General features: G+C 61.9%; 19 protein-coding genes. 5 read left to right on the top strand and 14 right to left on the bottom strand.

All coding sequences use genetic code 11. The features are described 5' to 3' along the window. Nucleotides 1-9 precede the first annotated feature (9 nt). A complete protein-coding gene (locus tag HMPREF2635_RS02515) occupies nucleotides 10-579 on the bottom strand; it encodes an LOG family protein (RefSeq protein ID WP_070821257.1) in 570 nt (189 codons plus the stop codon). A 97-nt stretch (nucleotides 580-676) separates the two neighbouring features. Here HMPREF2635_RS02515 and HMPREF2635_RS02510 point away from each other — a divergent pair, with 97 nt between their 5' ends. Next, on the top strand, nucleotides 677-1,753 hold the full coding sequence (locus tag HMPREF2635_RS02510) for an ROK family protein (protein ID WP_046648615.1): 1,077 nt from the start codon (nucleotides 677-679) through the stop codon (nucleotides 1,751-1,753). Here the strand turns inward: HMPREF2635_RS02510 and HMPREF2635_RS02505 are convergent. From HMPREF2635_RS02505 to amn, 6 genes are all read right to left on the bottom strand, one after another. Then, the gene (locus HMPREF2635_RS02505) at nucleotides 1,750-2,319 is read right to left on the bottom strand and encodes an HAD-IA family hydrolase (RefSeq protein WP_049156695.1); all 570 of its coding nucleotides are present in this window, start codon (nucleotides 2,317-2,319) and stop codon (nucleotides 1,750-1,752) included. The genes HMPREF2635_RS02510 and HMPREF2635_RS02505 overlap by 4 nt on opposite strands. Next, nucleotides 2,261-2,647, bottom strand: a complete 387-nt coding sequence (locus tag HMPREF2635_RS02500) for a hypothetical protein (protein ID WP_046648617.1) — start codon at nucleotides 2,645-2,647, stop codon at nucleotides 2,261-2,263. The genes HMPREF2635_RS02505 and HMPREF2635_RS02500 overlap by 59 nt, the downstream gene beginning before the upstream one ends. Nucleotides 2,648-2,711: 64 nt before the next feature. Then, on the bottom strand, nucleotides 2,712-3,194 hold the full coding sequence (locus tag HMPREF2635_RS02495; protein ID WP_046648618.1) for a ferritin: 483 nt from the start codon (nucleotides 3,192-3,194) through the stop codon (nucleotides 2,712-2,714). Between the two features lie 117 nt (nucleotides 3,195-3,311). Beyond that, a complete protein-coding gene (locus HMPREF2635_RS02490; RefSeq protein ID WP_049156692.1) occupies nucleotides 3,312-4,760 on the bottom strand; it encodes a SulP family inorganic anion transporter in 1,449 nt (482 codons plus the stop codon). Then, on the bottom strand, nucleotides 4,760-5,275 hold the full coding sequence (locus HMPREF2635_RS02485) for a phosphoribosyltransferase (RefSeq protein WP_049156689.1): 516 nt from the start codon (nucleotides 5,273-5,275) through the stop codon (nucleotides 4,760-4,762). Before HMPREF2635_RS02485 ends, HMPREF2635_RS02490 begins: the two co-directional genes overlap by 1 nt. 53 nt (nucleotides 5,276-5,328) lie before the next feature. Then, a complete protein-coding gene (gene amn, locus HMPREF2635_RS02480; protein WP_049156686.1) occupies nucleotides 5,329-6,732 on the bottom strand; it encodes an AMP nucleosidase in 1,404 nt (467 codons plus the stop codon). 167 nt (nucleotides 6,733-6,899) lie between these two features. Between amn and HMPREF2635_RS02475 the strand changes: the two genes are divergently transcribed. Beyond that, nucleotides 6,900-7,649 carry an esterase/lipase family protein gene (locus tag HMPREF2635_RS02475; protein ID WP_049156683.1) on the top strand — a complete coding sequence of 250 codons (750 nt, stop codon included), beginning with the start codon at nucleotides 6,900-6,902 and terminating at the stop codon, nucleotides 7,647-7,649. On the opposite strand, the gene HMPREF2635_RS02470 is transcribed toward HMPREF2635_RS02475, so the two are convergent. From HMPREF2635_RS02470 to bioB, 3 genes are read right to left on the bottom strand one after another with little or no spacing between them, the layout of a single operon-like run. Further along, nucleotides 7,646-8,569: a Sir2 family NAD-dependent protein deacetylase gene (locus HMPREF2635_RS02470; RefSeq protein WP_070821231.1), complete on the bottom strand. Its 924-nt coding sequence runs from the start codon at nucleotides 8,567-8,569 to the stop codon at nucleotides 7,646-7,648. The two genes, HMPREF2635_RS02475 and HMPREF2635_RS02470, sit on opposite strands and share 4 nt — an antisense overlap. A gap of 11 nt (nucleotides 8,570-8,580) precedes the next feature. Further along, a complete protein-coding gene (locus tag HMPREF2635_RS02465) occupies nucleotides 8,581-8,835 on the bottom strand; it encodes a biotin synthase auxiliary protein BsaP (RefSeq protein WP_046648628.1) in 255 nt (84 codons plus the stop codon). Beyond that, complete coding sequence (gene bioB / locus HMPREF2635_RS02460; RefSeq protein ID WP_046648630.1) at nucleotides 8,835-9,815, bottom strand: biotin synthase BioB; 981 nt, start codon at nucleotides 9,813-9,815, stop codon at nucleotides 8,835-8,837. The genes HMPREF2635_RS02465 and bioB overlap by 1 nt, the downstream gene beginning before the upstream one ends. Before the next feature lie 78 nt (nucleotides 9,816-9,893). Here bioB and HMPREF2635_RS02455 point away from each other — a divergent pair, with 78 nt between their 5' ends. Continuing rightward, nucleotides 9,894-11,210 carry a M20/M25/M40 family metallo-hydrolase gene (locus HMPREF2635_RS02455; RefSeq protein ID WP_070546055.1) on the top strand — a complete coding sequence of 439 codons (1,317 nt, stop codon included), beginning with the start codon at nucleotides 9,894-9,896 and terminating at the stop codon, nucleotides 11,208-11,210. Between the two features lie 35 nt (nucleotides 11,211-11,245). Continuing rightward, nucleotides 11,246-11,758, top strand: a complete 513-nt coding sequence (locus tag HMPREF2635_RS02450; RefSeq protein WP_239663634.1) for a hypothetical protein — start codon at nucleotides 11,246-11,248, stop codon at nucleotides 11,756-11,758. Nucleotides 11,759-11,762: 4 nt separating this feature from the next. Here the strand turns inward: HMPREF2635_RS02450 and HMPREF2635_RS02445 are convergent, their stop codons facing one another. Beyond that, complete coding sequence (locus HMPREF2635_RS02445) at nucleotides 11,763-12,053, bottom strand: CHY zinc finger protein (protein ID WP_049156675.1); 291 nt, start codon at nucleotides 12,051-12,053, stop codon at nucleotides 11,763-11,765. Then, entirely contained in the window at nucleotides 12,050-12,772 is a 723-nt protein-coding gene (locus HMPREF2635_RS02440) for a PaaX protein (protein WP_141761671.1), read from the bottom strand. Before HMPREF2635_RS02440 ends, HMPREF2635_RS02445 begins: the two co-directional genes overlap by 4 nt. A gap of 69 nt (nucleotides 12,773-12,841) precedes the next feature. On the opposite strand from HMPREF2635_RS02440, the gene HMPREF2635_RS02435 reads away from it, so the two are divergent. Further along, nucleotides 12,842-13,474: a VC0807 family protein gene (locus tag HMPREF2635_RS02435; RefSeq protein ID WP_070681632.1), complete on the top strand. Its 633-nt coding sequence runs from the start codon at nucleotides 12,842-12,844 to the stop codon at nucleotides 13,472-13,474. Here the strand turns inward: HMPREF2635_RS02435 and HMPREF2635_RS02430 are convergent. Beyond that, nucleotides 13,471-14,298: a lipase family alpha/beta hydrolase gene (locus tag HMPREF2635_RS02430; protein WP_070821229.1), complete on the bottom strand. Its 828-nt coding sequence runs from the start codon at nucleotides 14,296-14,298 to the stop codon at nucleotides 13,471-13,473. The two genes, HMPREF2635_RS02435 and HMPREF2635_RS02430, sit on opposite strands and share 4 nt — an antisense overlap. A gap of 62 nt (nucleotides 14,299-14,360) precedes the next feature. Beyond that, complete coding sequence (locus HMPREF2635_RS02425) at nucleotides 14,361-15,158, bottom strand: trypsin-like serine protease (RefSeq protein ID WP_070512812.1); 798 nt, start codon at nucleotides 15,156-15,158, stop codon at nucleotides 14,361-14,363. Between the last annotated feature and the right edge of the window lie 150 nt (nucleotides 15,159-15,308).

The following is a 15,308-nucleotide window of genomic DNA, read 5'->3' as shown; positions in this document are numbered from 1 at the left end:
GGTTGTTAGCTAATTGTTGCTCCACTTACTTCCCGGGCTCCTCCATGATGCAAATTGATCCAGGACTTCAGCTGGATACGGGCTGACCACGAGCGCGTCGAGGAAGCGTTTTTGAACGAACCCCTCCTGCACCATTGCGGAGTACATGTTTATAAACGGCTGCCAGAAACCGTTGACGTCTACTAGGCCCACCGGGCCATCGAGGTTGCCTAATTGTTGCAGGGTAAGCACCTCGGTGAGCTCCTCTAGAGTTCCCACACCGCCCGGCAGGCACACGAAGGCATCCGCGAGCTCCTCCATGCGCGTCTTGCGCTGCGCCATGGTGTCCACCACCTCGAGCTTGGTAACTCGCTGGTGTGACATCTCGTAATCCACGAGCTGCCGCGGGATAACCCCAATGACCGTGCCGCCGGCGGCAAGGCAGGAATCTGCGACGATGCCCATCAGGCCTACGTCACCGCCGCCATAGACCAGGGTGAGGTTGCGCCGCGCGAGCTCCTCCCCCAAAAGGTGTGCGGCTTGGCCATAGGCTTCAGAGTTTCCGGCGGCGGAGCCGCAGTACACAGCAACAGAATCCATGAACACCACTCTAACGCAGGCACACTTCTAGACTATGATGTCTACTGAATCCCAATTTCTATTAGACAATGCGGTCTGGTGAATTTATACTTGCGCCATGATTAAATCTGGTCCCGTGTTCACTCGCCCCCGCACCCCGGCGGCGAAGTGCCTCCACATCATTCGACTCAATCCCGTTGTGACCCGCAGTGAACTTGTCGAAGCCACGGGGCTATCCCAGCCCACGATTACCCGCGCCACTGCCGCGCTGCTGGGCGCTGGGCTGATTCGCGAGCGCACGGATTTGACTCAGTCCCGCGGGCGCGGACGCCCCACCGTGCCCCTAGAGGTAGCGGATAATAACTGGATGCTCGCCGGCATTGCGGTTGGTACCGCCTTTACCCACATCGCCTTCTTCGATACCAAGGGGCGCACCCTCCGCGAGGAAGACGTGGCTACCCCGGTTTCGCGTTTGAGTGCAAGCGATGTCATCGAGCACATCATCGCTGGTGTCAATCGCCTCATGACCGGCCTGGATCTCCGTTTGGTTTCAGTCGGCGTGACCACCTCCGGCAGCGTCAACGAGGCCGGACGCATCACTGCCCACAACCTGGGCTGGGACGAGATGGACATCGCCAGCCGTCTGGAGTACCAGTTCGGCGTTCCGGTTGTCGTGTCTTCCGTCATCCCCGCCATCCTGGGATCCGAAACGCAGTCCGCGGAGCTGGGCGCGGAAAAGCCCGTCATGGTGCTCTACGCGGATGACTCCGTCGGTGCTGCGCTCACAGTCGGCGATGAAATTGTGCAGCTCGAACTCGACGGTGCTGACGCCCTGGCCACGCAGGCGATACTGAATGAGACCGGCGGAGACTCATTCCCAGACGTGGTGGCGAATGCTAACGATCAGACGCGAGCGCTTCTCGACGACCGCGCGCGCTCCCTCGGCACCACCGCCGCTGAGCTGTTGACGGAGCACACGCCCGATACTCTCGTTGTGGCCGGCGGTGCCTTTTCGGATGATCCGGCGGCCCCGAAGCTCTTTGCTTCCGCCGTGCGCCAGGCCACCGATCACCCAGTGGAGCTGCGCATGATCCCCTCGCACACCGAAATTGTGCGCGCCTGTACCCGCGCTGTGGCGCTCGATCCACTGCTGCGCGTACCGCTGGAGCTCGGCCGCGAGGCGAAAGCTGCCTAAAAAGGGATCGAATTGATGCCCGTAAAAAGGTGGGCCTTGAGCCCGAGGCGCTGCGCGCCAGTGACGAAGTCGGGCCGATCATCGAAGAAGTGCGTGTCCTTGGCCTGCGCGCCCAGGGCATCGACGGCCACGAGGTAGGCCTCCGGATCTGGTTTAGCTACCCCGATATCGCAGCTCAGCGTCACGGCGGCGCATTCCTGAAGCCAGGTCTGCGTCTGGCGGATCCGGGTTCCCAGTACCGCCGGCACATTCGCTAGGATGCCGACGCTGTGGCCTTGACCGATGAGGTTTAGCACCGCACGAACTACCTGTGAGTCGGCAACCAGCAGGCGCTCAGTGTCCAGTTCGGTCGCGTGGCTGACGTCAAAGGAGTCCAGTTCAGTCAGCGCGCGGATGCGCCCCCAATATTGCGAATCACTCAGGTGCCCAGAATTATAAGCTGGGCGAAACTCCTCATAGAGCGACCAAAAGTGCTCCGGGTTTTCGGGACGGAGATAATCCTCCAGCTCAGCGTTCCCAGCGGGCCGCATGAGCACGCCGTAGAGGTCGAAGAGCAAAGTGGCCATGCGCCCAGTGTAGCCAGACCGCAATAGCGCCGGTCAGGGTGCCCGCCACGAAAAGCGGAAGCGACAGCGTGCCGTGGGCCCACAACGTCGAGATCGCTCCCACGAGGAACAAGCCGCCCACGCTAAACAAGGAGCGGCTCAGCGCCGTCGATGCCGCAGCCGCGCCCAACAAGAGGGCAAGTCCTGCAAACGGACCAAGCATGACGGCAAGAGCAAAGAAGAAGGTTCCCAGCGCCATGTTCGTTGCCGCCAGCCACGTGCCGCCGACCAATGCGATCACAAGGCCGGCCAGGGCACCGCAAATGAGCATCAGGCGCGTTGTAGTCATAAAAGAAATTCTCCCACCAACCGCAGGGGGCTGTGGGAGAATTCGTGCAAACTATATGGCTTCGTTACCGTTGCGCCAGCGAACCATCGATGCGCAGCAGGCCCGAGCCGTCATTGCCCACCAGCTTGAGCTGGTCAATGATCTCGGACACGGTGGACTCCTCCTCAACCTGCTCCTCGAGGAACCAGTTGATGAGGGCGCGGGAATCGAGATCCCCGGCGGCATCCGCGGTGCGGGCGATCTCCCGGATCTGCTCCGAGACCTTCTGCTCATGCGCGAGGGAGGCCTCAAAGGCATCGAGCGGGGTGGCGGCCTTGACGGAGCCGACCTGGATATCCCCCAGCTCGACGCGGTAGCCGCGGTCCAGCAGGTGCTCAGCAAATTTCTGTGCGTGCTCGCGCTCTTCCTCTGCCTGCTTGAAGAACCAATCGCGCATGCCCGGGAAGGACAGGTTGTCCATCTCGTAGGCCAGCTGGGTGTAAATCAGGGCTGCGCCGTGCTCGTTGATGACCTGCTCGTTAAGGAGGGTTTGCAGCTTCTCGTCCATGAAAGTGATTCCTTTCGTCTGTTTGGTGTTACCCACAATACAGAAAAAATTCGGGCACGCTAGCAAGGCGATCTTAAGCAAACTCGCACGTCATAACACTTTTTCTGATAGGTTTACCTAACTCAAACCGGAAATCCTCTGGTAGCGCGCGAGGCTAACGCCATCGAGGCCGCGGAATTCCACCGCTATGCCACGGCTTGCGTACTTGTTCTCCACGGACTCGAGTACCGCGACGGTCGAGGCATCCCAAATATCGGCCTCCGAGAAATCCACGATGATTTTGTCCACCGGCAGGGTGTAATCGAAGGCGTAGACCAAGTCGTTCGAAGAGGCGAAGAAGAGCTGGCCGCGCACGGTGTAGACGTTGCCCTCCAGCTCCACCGACACCAGGTGCGCCACGCGGCGTGCAAAGGCTATCGAGGCGGTCAGGACGCCGAGGATCACACCGACCGCCAGGTTATTTGTCACCAGGGTGCCAATCACCGTCACGAGCATGACGAGGGTTTCGCTCAACGGCATGCGGTGAATCGTGCGCACCGAGTGCCAATCCACGGTGTGGAAAGACACCATGAACATGACCGCCACGAGCGCGGCCATGGGGATTTTTCCTACGGTATCGCCCAACACGAGGATGAGGATGAGGAGGAAGACGCCGGCGAGGAACGTCGACAAGCGCGTGCGCGCCTGGGATTCCTTGACGTTAATCATGGTCTGGCCGATCATTGCGCACACGCCCATGCCGCCGATGGCCGCGGCGAGCATGTTGCCGATGCCCTGGCCCACGGATTCGCGCGTCTTATCGGAGTGGGTATCCGTGAGGTCGTCGACAAGCTTGGCGGTCAGCAGGGATTCCATAAGGCCGACGAGTGCAACGCCCAATGCATAGGGAAGGCAGAGGAGAATAGTCTCCTTCGTCCAAGGTAAGTCCGGAATAACAAAACCGGGCAGGGAGGTCGGCAGCTCGCCTTGGTCCGCGACGTTGGGAACCTGCCAGCCGAAAATCACAGTGAGTGCGCTAACCACGATAATCGCGACGAGCGGGGCGGGGATCACCGTGGTAATCCGCGGCCACACCACCATGATGACGAGGCCTAGCGCGACAAGGGGGTAGACCAGCCACGGCACCTGCCACAGGTGGCTCAGCTGCGCCGTGAACATGAGGATGCCCAGGGCGTTGACAAACCCCAGCATGACGCTGCGGGGGATGAAACGCATGAGCTTGGCGACGCCCAGCACTGCCATCACTACTTGGAGAATTCCCGCCATCCAGATGGTCAGCAGCACGTACTGCAGGCCATGCTCGTGGGCAAGTGGTGCGATCACCACGGCGACAGAGCCAGCTGCAGCAGAGATCATGGCCGGGCGCCCGCCGGTGATGGCGATGGACATCGCCATGATGACGGAGGCGAAGAGCCCCACCTTGGGGTCGAGTCCGGCGAGGATGGAGAAACTTAAAACTTCCGGGATGAGGGCGAGCGCAACAGCAAGCCCGCCAAACACCTCCTTGCGGAAGCGGGCGGGCGAGCTAAAGGCCGCGCGGAAAGACCCGGCTGCGTGCTCCGACACTAGTGGCCGTCTTTGAAAGAGCCGTCGCGGGTGATGACTGGCAGGACGGACCATGCGAAGTTGATCCACTGATCGGTCTTCTTCCACGAGAAGTCCGGCTCAAAGATGGTGGTCGGCTTCGTGTAGATCACCGCGGACTTGACCTCGGACGCGGTCTGCTCGAGCAGGTTGACCACGAGGTCGAGGGTCTTGCCGGAATCCGCCACGTCATCAACGACGAGGACCTTCTTGCCCTTGAGCGAATCAGTGTCCAGCTGCGGGTTAAGGAGAATCGGCTCCGGGAGGGTCTCACCGATATCGGTGTAGAACTCCACGTTGATAGCACCCATCTCCTTGACCCCGATGGCGTAGCCAATAGCGCCGGCTGGGATCAATCCACCGCGGGCCACGCCCACGATAAGGTCGGGGAACCAACCCGAATCCACGATTTCTTGGGACAGGGAGCGACTGGCCTCACCGAAGACCTCCCACGTCAGGTTCTCGCGTTCCGGGTTCCACCACTCCGGGGTGCTCATCGTCTAGGTCTCCTTCGCCAGATTGTGCATTTCCCTCAGTCTAATCATCAACCTCAGCGAAACGGTACCTCTCCTACCGTTCGGCGCAATTTGCGGGTGCGCAGCCGCTCCGGATTTTCCGCCAAAGCCTCCACCGCGCGCACCGCGCACATCACGTGTGCCTCCTTCGAATTGGAATAAAAGGCCTGCGCTTGGGCGGGAAGCTTGGGCACGGCATGCAGAGGGAGATCGGAGACCGACAGCAGCGTGCCATAAGGGATGCGGTAGCGGTAGCCGTTGGCGGCGAGGGTGCAGGATTCCATATCTACTGCCACCGCGGTGGAGTGGCGCAGCCACTCCCACAGATCACGGGAGGTGCGCCATTCCCAGTTGCGATCATCGGTGGAGAGCACCGTGCCGGTGCGCATGAGCGAATTGTCTTTTCCATAGACCTCGTCGACGGCGGCCTCCAGCATGCGCTGGATCTCCGGGATGGCGGGAATCGGGTTGCTGGTGGTGACGGTGCCGTCGAGGATGTGGTCTTCGCGCTGATAAGCATTGCCCAGGATGAGGTCACCGATGCGCATGCGGCCATCAAGCCCTGCGCAGTGGCCGATCATGATCCAGGCCTCCGGGCGCAGGACTGCCAAGCAGTCCGTGATGGTTTTGGCATTGGAGGGGCCGACACCGATGTTGATCATCGTGATGCCATCGCCGCCGGCGGTGATGAGATCAAAACGTGGCATCTGGTAGCGGGAGGTGAGGGTGAGCTCGTCGACGTCGAGAAGCACCGCGTCATTGGGGTGGATGGTCTCCCCCGTGGGCAGCACGAGCGCGGTGTAGCGGGAGTCTTCCCGCGCCAATTCGCGCAGCCCGAACTTGACGAACTCGGTGGTGTGCATGGCGTAGTTGGTGAACAGGATGTACTTCTGCACGGTGTCCACCTCGATGCCGGTGTAGTGCTCGATGCGGGCGCAGGCAATGTCGAAGCGCTGCGCACCAAAATGGAACAGTGGTTTTTCCTTGCCGTGGAAAGCCTTCCAAGCGCCGTCCACGATTCCGTCATGCACCGCATCGAGGGTGGGCCGGGGGATGTCGCCACGGTCCTGGGGAATCTGTGTAATCCCCCGAATATATTCCGGCGGGATGCGCTCATCCGATTGACCGACGTAGAGATCGCACAGGTAGTTGTTGGTGAGCCGCGTGAGCTGCTCTGTCAGGTAATCACGAATCAGCCATGGTTTGGATATCACCGCCGAGTAGCGGCCCTCTTGGTCCACGTAACCGAAGGGCTCGGAGCGGTCGATGGGCGTCCACTGGCGTACATGCACGGTGATCTTTGGGTACACCACGTGGCGGTAGGCATCGTGGTCCCCTGAGGCCAATGCTTCACGTGCCAGCGCACAGGAACTGTCATAGAGCTCGCAGAGACGAGCAACCGCTTCGTTGACGGAGTGGACATGCTGCAGGTCGGTCATGCCCGCGAGTGTATCCATGAAAGAAGCCCGCCGCGGTGAAGCGGCGGGCCCTATCCCCATGACTAATCCGGTAACGCGTACGGTGTGGAGCTCACCGCCGTTCCGTATTAGGCAAGCCTTAGCTTAGTACGAAAGTTGGATAGGGGTCAAGAGTAAACTGAAATTTCATGACCCCACTCCCCCTCGGTGCCCGCAGACGCCCACGCGGCGTCTACGAAGACGACTGGTCCGCGCGCCCTACCGCCGAACGCCCCTGGCCGGTTGTCTTGATCCACGGAACCTGCGACAGCAAGGGGATATGGCAGGTTCTCGCAGACATGCTCCGCGCCGCTGGCTGGGCCACCTTCGCCCCTGACTACGGGACCCGCGCCACTGGCCCCCTGCAGGAATCCGCTCGGCAGCTCGACGCCTACATCAACGCCGTCCGCACCGTCACCGGCGCGGAGCAGGTGATTCTCGTGGGCCACTCCCAGGGTGGATTATTGGCTCGGTACTGGATGCGCATGCACGATAGCGCGGAGTTTGTACGGCACGTGGTGTGTATCAGCTCTCCCAATCACGGCACGACCCAGGGTGGAATCGCCAGCCCCCTCTTTCGCAGCGAGAGGCAGGAGGAGGTGGCGCGCTCGCTTATCGACGGCTGGTTTGGCCCCGCCGGCATGCAGCAGGTCACCGGCAGCGAGATTGTTGAGGCCACGAACCGCGGCAGCGAGGTCGAACCCGGGGTGAGCTATACGTGCATCGCCACGCGCGCCGACGCCATCGTGGTTCCGCCCAACACCTGTTTCCTCAATGGCCCGAATGTCCACAACGTCTATATCCAAGACATCGAGCGCCTTGCGATTATTCGCCACGAGGATATGCCCATGGATAAACGGGTATGCCAGTTTGTCCTCGAGGAACTGGAGCGGCTCTAGAGCTCCAGCTCGTCGAGAACCGCGTCGAAAGCTGGGCCCACCTGGGTCCGCCACAGTGTGTCCACGCGGTCATCCGCGCGCCCTGGCCCTCCATTGATGGTGGCCACGCGCTTGCCCTGTTTCTTTGCCTCCAGAACGAAGCGGAAGCCGCTCATCACCGCCAGCGACGAGCCGGCTACCAGCAGGGAGTCAGACGCGTTGACCATCGCGTAGGCGGCGTCCTTTTTAAAAGTCGGAACGGGCTCGCCGAAATAGACCACGTCTGGTTTGAGGCGCTGTGAGCCGCACCGCACGCAGCCGGGCATGACAAATTCTTCGACCGCTTCTTGGCTGAGGGCAACGTCGCCGTCAGGGTTAACGTCCTCTTTGTTGACTGCCCAGCGTTGGAGGTATGTCGGGTTGGCTGTGGCGGCGCGGGCGTCGTAGTCCGCGCGTTTTTCTTCGTGTCCGCAGCTCAAGCACACCACGTGCTGCATGTCCCCGTGCAGGGCAATGAGGTTGCGCTGCCCGGCTTCCTCGTGCAGGCCGTCCACGTTCTGTGTGACAACACCTGTCAGGAGCCCGGCGCGTTCGAGTTCGACCAACGCATAGTGCGTGCGGTTGGGGTGTGCAGCTTGCATGACCCGCCAGCCGACGAAAGCACGCGCCCAATAGCGGTGCGAGGCCTGCGGGTCGTGCAGGAACTCCTGGTAGGTCATGGGGCGGTGCCGGCTGAGGGAACCGCGCGGGCCGCGGTAGTCGGGCACGCCCGATTCCGTGGATACGCCCGCGCCGGTGAGGACCATGACGTTGCCGCGGCGCAGTTGATCGGTGACGGCGTCCAGTGCTTGTTGTGGGGGAGTCGGCTCAGCGATCTCGGCGACGACCCGGGAGATGGAGCGCAACGCGGACTGGTGAGCGTGGGCAACGGCGGGATCCATGGTGCCCCAGCTTACGGGAGAGCCTCCTCGTAGAGATGATCTGAGTCGAGCTCGCCATGGCGCGAACAGCGCGCGTTCCAGCCATCCGGGCGCACCTGCACCACCATGCGGCGCCCACACAGCTGGCAATAGCGCGGGACGTCCAGGCCCGCCGCGGCCGCCGGGTGCAAGGTGAATTCCTCGCTTAGTGGTTTCCCCGTGTTGGGGTGGAACAGCGGCTCATCGCCGGCAAGGACGGCGGCGGCCAACTCCGTCGAGCTGTTCATCAGAGCGCCTTGATGGGCAGATCGATGCGGCCGAGCATGTCGACGTCCTTTTCAATCTGCTTGCCCAGAGTGGTCAGGTAGTTGCCGGCGATGATGGCGTTGATGCCGCCGAGCAGCCCCTTTTCGGTTCCGTCATCACCCAGGGAGAGCTCGCGGCCGCCCGCAAAACGGAGGGTTACAGACGGCATGGCCAGGCGGAATGCGGCCACTGCGCGCAGTGCCTCACCGAGCGGGACCAACGGGTAGTTCGCGAATGGTGTGCCCGGGCGCGGGTCGAGGAAGTTCATCGGCACCTCGCAGGGCTCGATCTGGGCCAGCTGGTAGGCGAACTCGGCGCGGTCTTCTAGTGATTCGCCCATTCCGATGATGCCGCCGGAGCAGATCTCCATGCCGACTGCACGGACGTTCTCGAGGGTCTCTTTGCGCTCCTCCCAGGTGTGGGTCGTGACGACGTTGGGGAAGAAGGACTTGGAGGTCTCCAGGTTGTGGTTGTAGCGCTGGGCGCCCATGTCCTTGAGGCGCTGGGCCTGCTCGCGGGTGAGGGTTCCCAGGGATAGGGAGATTTCGATATCAACTTCATCGAGGATGGCCGGGATGGCCTCGGCAACCTGGGACAGGAGGTTCTCGTCTGGGGCCTTAACGGCCGCCACAATGCAGAACTCCGTGGCGCCGGTCTTGGCGGTCTTCTTGGCGGCCTCCACCAGCTCCGGGATGTTGAGGCGCGCGGCACGCACGGGGGACTCGAAAAGGCCCGACTGCGAGCAGAAGTGGCAGTCCTCCGGGCAGCCGCCGGTCTTGATGGAGATGATGCCTTCCACGGAGACGTCCGGGCCGCACCACTTGAGGCGGGTTTGATGCGCGATGTCCGCAATCTCTTCCAGCTGCTCATCCGGGATCTGAAGGACCTGCAGCAGCTCTTCTTCGTTCAGGCCGATGCCCTGCTCCAGGGCCTTCTCGCGTGCGATATCTACGATGCTCATGCGGGAAACCTTACTTGAACACCGTTCAAGTTGTGGTAAATCCGCGTGTTTTGTTCGGTCCGGACTAACCTCTAGGCCATGGAATCCACGCTCTACGACGACACCCTCGCACTACTTCAGGAGCTTATTCGCAATGCCTGCGTTAACGATCTCACGCCGGATTCCGGCCACGAGGTCCGCAACGCCGACACCTTGGAGCGATTTTTTGCAGGCACCCCGGTGGAGATTCAACGCTATGAATCGCACCCAGGGCGCGTGACCATCGTGGTGACCGTTCCGGGTGACCCGGGCAAGGAGCCGCTCACACTAATGGGCCACACGGATGTCGTGCCCGTGGACGAGCCGAAGTGGACCAAGCCGCCTTTCGACGCTGTCATCGAGGATGGCAAGCTGTATGGCCGCGGCGCGGTGGACATGCTTTTTATTACGGCGACGATGGCGGCGGTAACGAGGGACGTCGCCAAGCGCGGCAATCCCGGCGGCACCCTGGCCTTTGTCGGCATGGCGGACGAGGAGGCCCGCGGCGGTTTGGGATCCATCTGGATGGACAAGCACCACCCGGAGGCCTACTCGGTGCGCAACTGCCTCTCGGAGACCGGCGGTAGCCACCTGCCCGGCGCGCTCGGCTTCAACGTCGGTGAGAAGGGCGCGGGCCAGCGCCGCCTGCACGTGCACGGCGATGCCGGCCACGGCTCGACGCCCTTTGGCAAGGACTTTGCCATCGTCAAGATCGGTGAGGTCGCTCGCCGCATCGCCGCTGCCGAGCCGCCCGTGGCCACGGATGAGGTGTGGCAGGGATTCGTCAAGACCTTCCGCTTCGACCCCGCAACGGAGGCAGCGCTTCTCGACGGCTCCGCTACCGCCGCAGATTATGAGAAATTCGGTAATTTATCTGCCTACGCCCACGCCTTCTCGCACACGACGATTGCCCAAACCGTCCTGCGCGCTGGTGGTGCCATCAACGTGCTGCCCTCCCACGCCTATCTAGAGATGGACATCCGCCCCTTCCCCGGCCAGACCCAGGAGGAGCTTGATGATTTCCTACGCGAAGCACTCGGCGATATGGCCGCGGAGGTAGAGATCGAGCACCTTATTACCGAGGACGCCACGCAATCCTCCACCGATACTGAGCTGTGGCGCTGCATCGAGGAGACCGCCCACGAATTTTTTCCGGATAAGGAAGTACTGCCGGTGCTGGCGACGGGTGGTTCCGACCTACGCGTGGCGCGCCGCCACGGCGGCAACGCCTATGGTTTTGCGCTGCATGCCGAAGATCGGGACATGGCCAGCGCGAACTCGCAGCTGCACAGCCACGATGAGCACCTTTACCTGGAAGACTTGGAGCTGACCGTGAAGGCGTATTCTTCGCTGGTCGATCGTTTCCTGAGCCGCTAACGCAAACGTGTAAAAGCTGTGGCACAATGTGGCGCATGAGAAAAAAGCTTGTCCTGTGCTCCGTTGCTGCCGCCATCGGCCTGTCCGCTCCTACCGCCTCCGCCGACATGGTGGATGACTACCTGGCCAAGGTCCCGGCCGGCCAGATCTCCTGCGAGCAGGCCACCAAGTACTACACCAACCCGTCCGACTACAACAGCAAGAAGTCCCAGGCGCTCGCTGCCGCTAACTTCCACCCGCGCGGCGGCGAGATCCGCGACGCCGTCGCCCGCGCCGACGAGGCCATCGCGCGCTGCGGCCTGAATGGCGGCGGTGGCAACGCTGCTAACAATGGTGGTGCCCCAGCCAACAACACTGCCCCAGCTAACAACACCGCGCCTACCAACAACGGTGGTACCCCAGCCAATAACGGCAATAAGGCCCCGACAAACAACGCTTTTCCGACGATTCCGGTGACCTTCGGTAACTTCACCATTCACGTCCCGGATATCGTGGCGTACCTCAAGACCCTCGTCGAGGGCACCCCGCTGGCCCAGCTTTTGCCGTAGAAAACTAGCGGAAATACGTCCCCGCGTGCAGCGCGCAGCCAGTATTGAAGGCATGCCCGCACGCGGGGCATTTATATGCGGAGTACTCGGCAAACGTCATTGTTCGGCCGCACGCTCCGCACATGACGCAGAGCTCGTCCTTCGGCATGGGTCCAAAATCATGATCCGTTAACTCCGCATGGCAGAGCGAACACGCGAACCAGCCGCCGCAGGTGTGGCACTTGTTCGCAATGACGTCGACAAGCGTGTGCCAGTGGCGGCACCGGCCCTCCGCGTCAATGGCTCCGTGGATCATGGCCGCGACTCTAACAGCCGCGCCATCGCCCGGTAGGCCGGCGTGATGTCCATGCGCAAGCGGTTCTCCAGCAATTCCGCAGGGAAATCGGCGGGGAGAAGCTGTGCGGGGAAAGGCGGGGTACGGCGCAGCGCCGCGAAGGCGGCGGCGTGGCGGCGCGTGGTTTCGACGACGATGCCAACGTCATCGGTGGGCAAAGGGGGAACGTCGCCCAGCGCGCTAATACGGGCAGCACTGTCCTCGAGGTCCCACGCGGTGGCGATAACGTCGCGGGCAGTGTCCTCATCCACGGACCAGGTGCCGATAAAGGTTTTCTGCGCCCACTCCCCCGGCGCGTGGGCGCCCACCAGGACTCCGGGCCGCAGCTGCCGGAAACCGCTGGCATGGGCGGCGCGCAGGAAGGCATCTTTCTCCGCACGGCGATCCTCGCCGATATCGAAGATCACCGTGTGAAACGCCCCCTCCCACTGGAAGTCGCGCGGCGAACCTAGGTGACGAAACTCCGCAAGGTAGTCCCCCACCATGGAATACACGGAACAACGCCCCGCTCGGCGCGAGGATAGGTCGCCCGCGCGCACCATACGGGATAGATACGTGCGCGCACCGGCCGGCGACAGACCCAGCCCAGTGAGGATCGGTGTCAGCACAGGCCCGGGGAGCTCCTCGCGGCGGGCCAACCCACAGAGGTATCCAAAAGTTCCTGGTCCAACGTCAGCCATGCCCCAACCCTAGGGTTTTTATGTGTCAGAAACAAACCGATTCGTATGTTTTGTGGCACACTATGTGGCATGAGTCTCAATCCACGCCTGCTCAACTTCCTCATCCTCGGCGTCTTCGACGTCGGCCTGGCCATCCTGCTATTCCAGATCGTCGATTCCACAACCAACAACCACGTCTATGCCTACCTGGCCGCCAGCATCGGCCCCCTCGTCGGCGGCATCATCCAGCATGTGCGCCAGAAGTCTTTTTCTGGGATTTCTGCGTTGATCCTTGCCTTCAACGTTGCTGCGGCGTTGGCCACGCTGGTCGGTGGCACCGATGAGCGCCTCCTGCTAGTTAAAGGCAGCGTTGTTACCGGCATTATTGGCTTGCTCTTCCTCGGCAGCCTGGCCCTTGGAAAGCCCCTTGCCTTCTACTTTGGCCAGCGCTTTGGCACCGACGGCACAAAGGAAGGCGTCGCCTACTGGAACGGGTTGTGGAAATACCCGACCTTCCGCGCCTCCCAGCGCTACATCACCATCGTGTGGGGCGTCGTGTTCCTGCTCGAAGCCATCATCCGCGTCGTCGCCGCCTATTCCCTCCCCTTCACCACCGCCTACTGGCTGTCGAATGCGTTGCCCTTCGTGGCCCTCGCTATCTGCCTAACGGCCACCTTCGCCATTGCTGCACGCGCCCGCAAGTCCGCGCCGACCCCGGCCTAGCGCGTGAGCCCCCACAGAATCTGCTCGTGCACGCGCGGGTCATGGGGCAGCTGCCCATGTTCGACCGGGGCCGATTCCACGTTGACCACATCCGCCCCCGGAACAGCGCTCAGCTCAGAGGTCTGATTCGGCGTCACAGTGCTATCCGCCGGCGAGTAGATGGAGGTATAGGTGAGGCCGGACGCGGTGTCCGGCAACTGGTTGAGATTCTCCATGAACTCCGAGCCCTCCAACTGTTGAATGCCGGCGCTGGTACCCACGAATTTGACCACGCTGGGGGCGATTTTGGCTGCCGTGCTTAGCGACGTTGCCCTACCGCCCCACGTCGTCCCGTGAAAATTTGCGCCGATGGTGACCACGCGGTTCACTTCGTCGGGCGAACCGTAGAGTTGGGTGAAGGTCTTGGTGTGCAGGCCGCCCTGGGAGAAGCCCACGAGGTTTACTTTGTGTGCTCCGGTGACCTCTCGGACGTGCTCTATCTGCCTGGCTATTTCGCGCCCAGAGGACTCTAGATCCGCAATCCCCTTCAGGTAGTCATAGGCGTTCTGGTAGGCCACGTCCTCGGCGCCATAATCGAAGGCCCACACGCACATGCCTTGGTCATTGAGCTTCGGGATGAGGTCGTTCCACTCAGCCGAGTTAGCCGAGGTTCCGTGCAGCAAAACGACCGGCTCGGTGACAGGACCCGTGGGCTGGCAGTCGGGATCGTTGATGCCGAGACCCTCCGCAGCGGAGGTTTCCATGGTTTGAGCATGGGCCGGAACGGGGGCCGCAGTGGCGAGGAGAATAGCGAGGAAGGCACGCTGCAGGAAGCCGTTTTTCATAAGGAGACAGCTTATCGCCGATCCCTGAGCATCTGCTGTACGGTTCCTGTATGCCTGCCGAACTACCAGGAGGAAAGGCTGCTCAAGCTGCTGGAGCGCTTGGATTCTTTCTTTTGGGTCTGGGCGTGTTTCTTTGCTTCTTCGAATGCTGCGGGCGAGTCGAAGTCATCGTAGCTATCCATCAGCGTCCGCAGAGACTGCAGATTCGGATAGATTTCGCTGTGCCACATGTGGCGGCGCGTGCCATCGGTGCACTCCTCGTTTTCTTCACCGCCGGTGTGCACCGCGAAGATCATGGTGTCCTGGTAGAGCGGCGCGCCGGAATCTCCGTTGCACGTGCGCGAAGCAAACATGGAGCGCGATTGGATGAGATTATCGAAATCGTAGCCTTGAATCTCCCCAGCGACCCCAGTCTCTTCGACGCGGACCACGGCCTCGGAGGCAAAATTGTGCATCCCCCCGTAGCCCACGAGGAAGAGCGAGTCATTGACGCGCAGTGGCCGCGAGGGCAACTCGAAGGCTTCCGCGTCCATGGGTTCCGCTTTCAGCAGGGCGACGTCCGACTTCTCTGCTACCGGGGTGGAGGCGAGCACCTTGGCACTGTCACCATCCGCCTGCGTGAGACGCAGGTCGCGGCCCAGGCAGTGTGAAGCAGTAAGCCACCAATCATTGCCGATGTACCCCGCGGAGCACTCGCGTTTGCCGTTTCGCCACAGCGCCGCGACGCGGTCATCGCTGGCTGCAACCGTGCTCGTTGCCTGTAGAACCCCGGGGACGTTCGCAGAAGTGGGGGCGCCAAACAGGGAGGACGTCACTGTCACGATGATGGAGAGCAAGGAAGCGAGAATACCAGGGAACACAAGGCGTAACTCTATCAGTGAAATCGCATGCGTGCTCACCGCACACCACGGCATATCATTAGGACCTGTGATGAAGCGATTTCTCTCTCTTGCCGCTGCACTCTTCTTACTCAGCGGCTGTTCTGTTGCGACCGGCTATTTGGTAGCAGT

The organism is Corynebacterium sp. HMSC035E02 (assembly GCF_001836065.1).
Taxonomy (GTDB): domain Bacteria; phylum Actinomycetota; class Actinomycetes; order Mycobacteriales; family Mycobacteriaceae; genus Corynebacterium; species Corynebacterium hiratae.
Note: the sequence above shows the minus strand (reverse complement) of the source record. Positions and strands in the feature narration are given on the sequence as shown.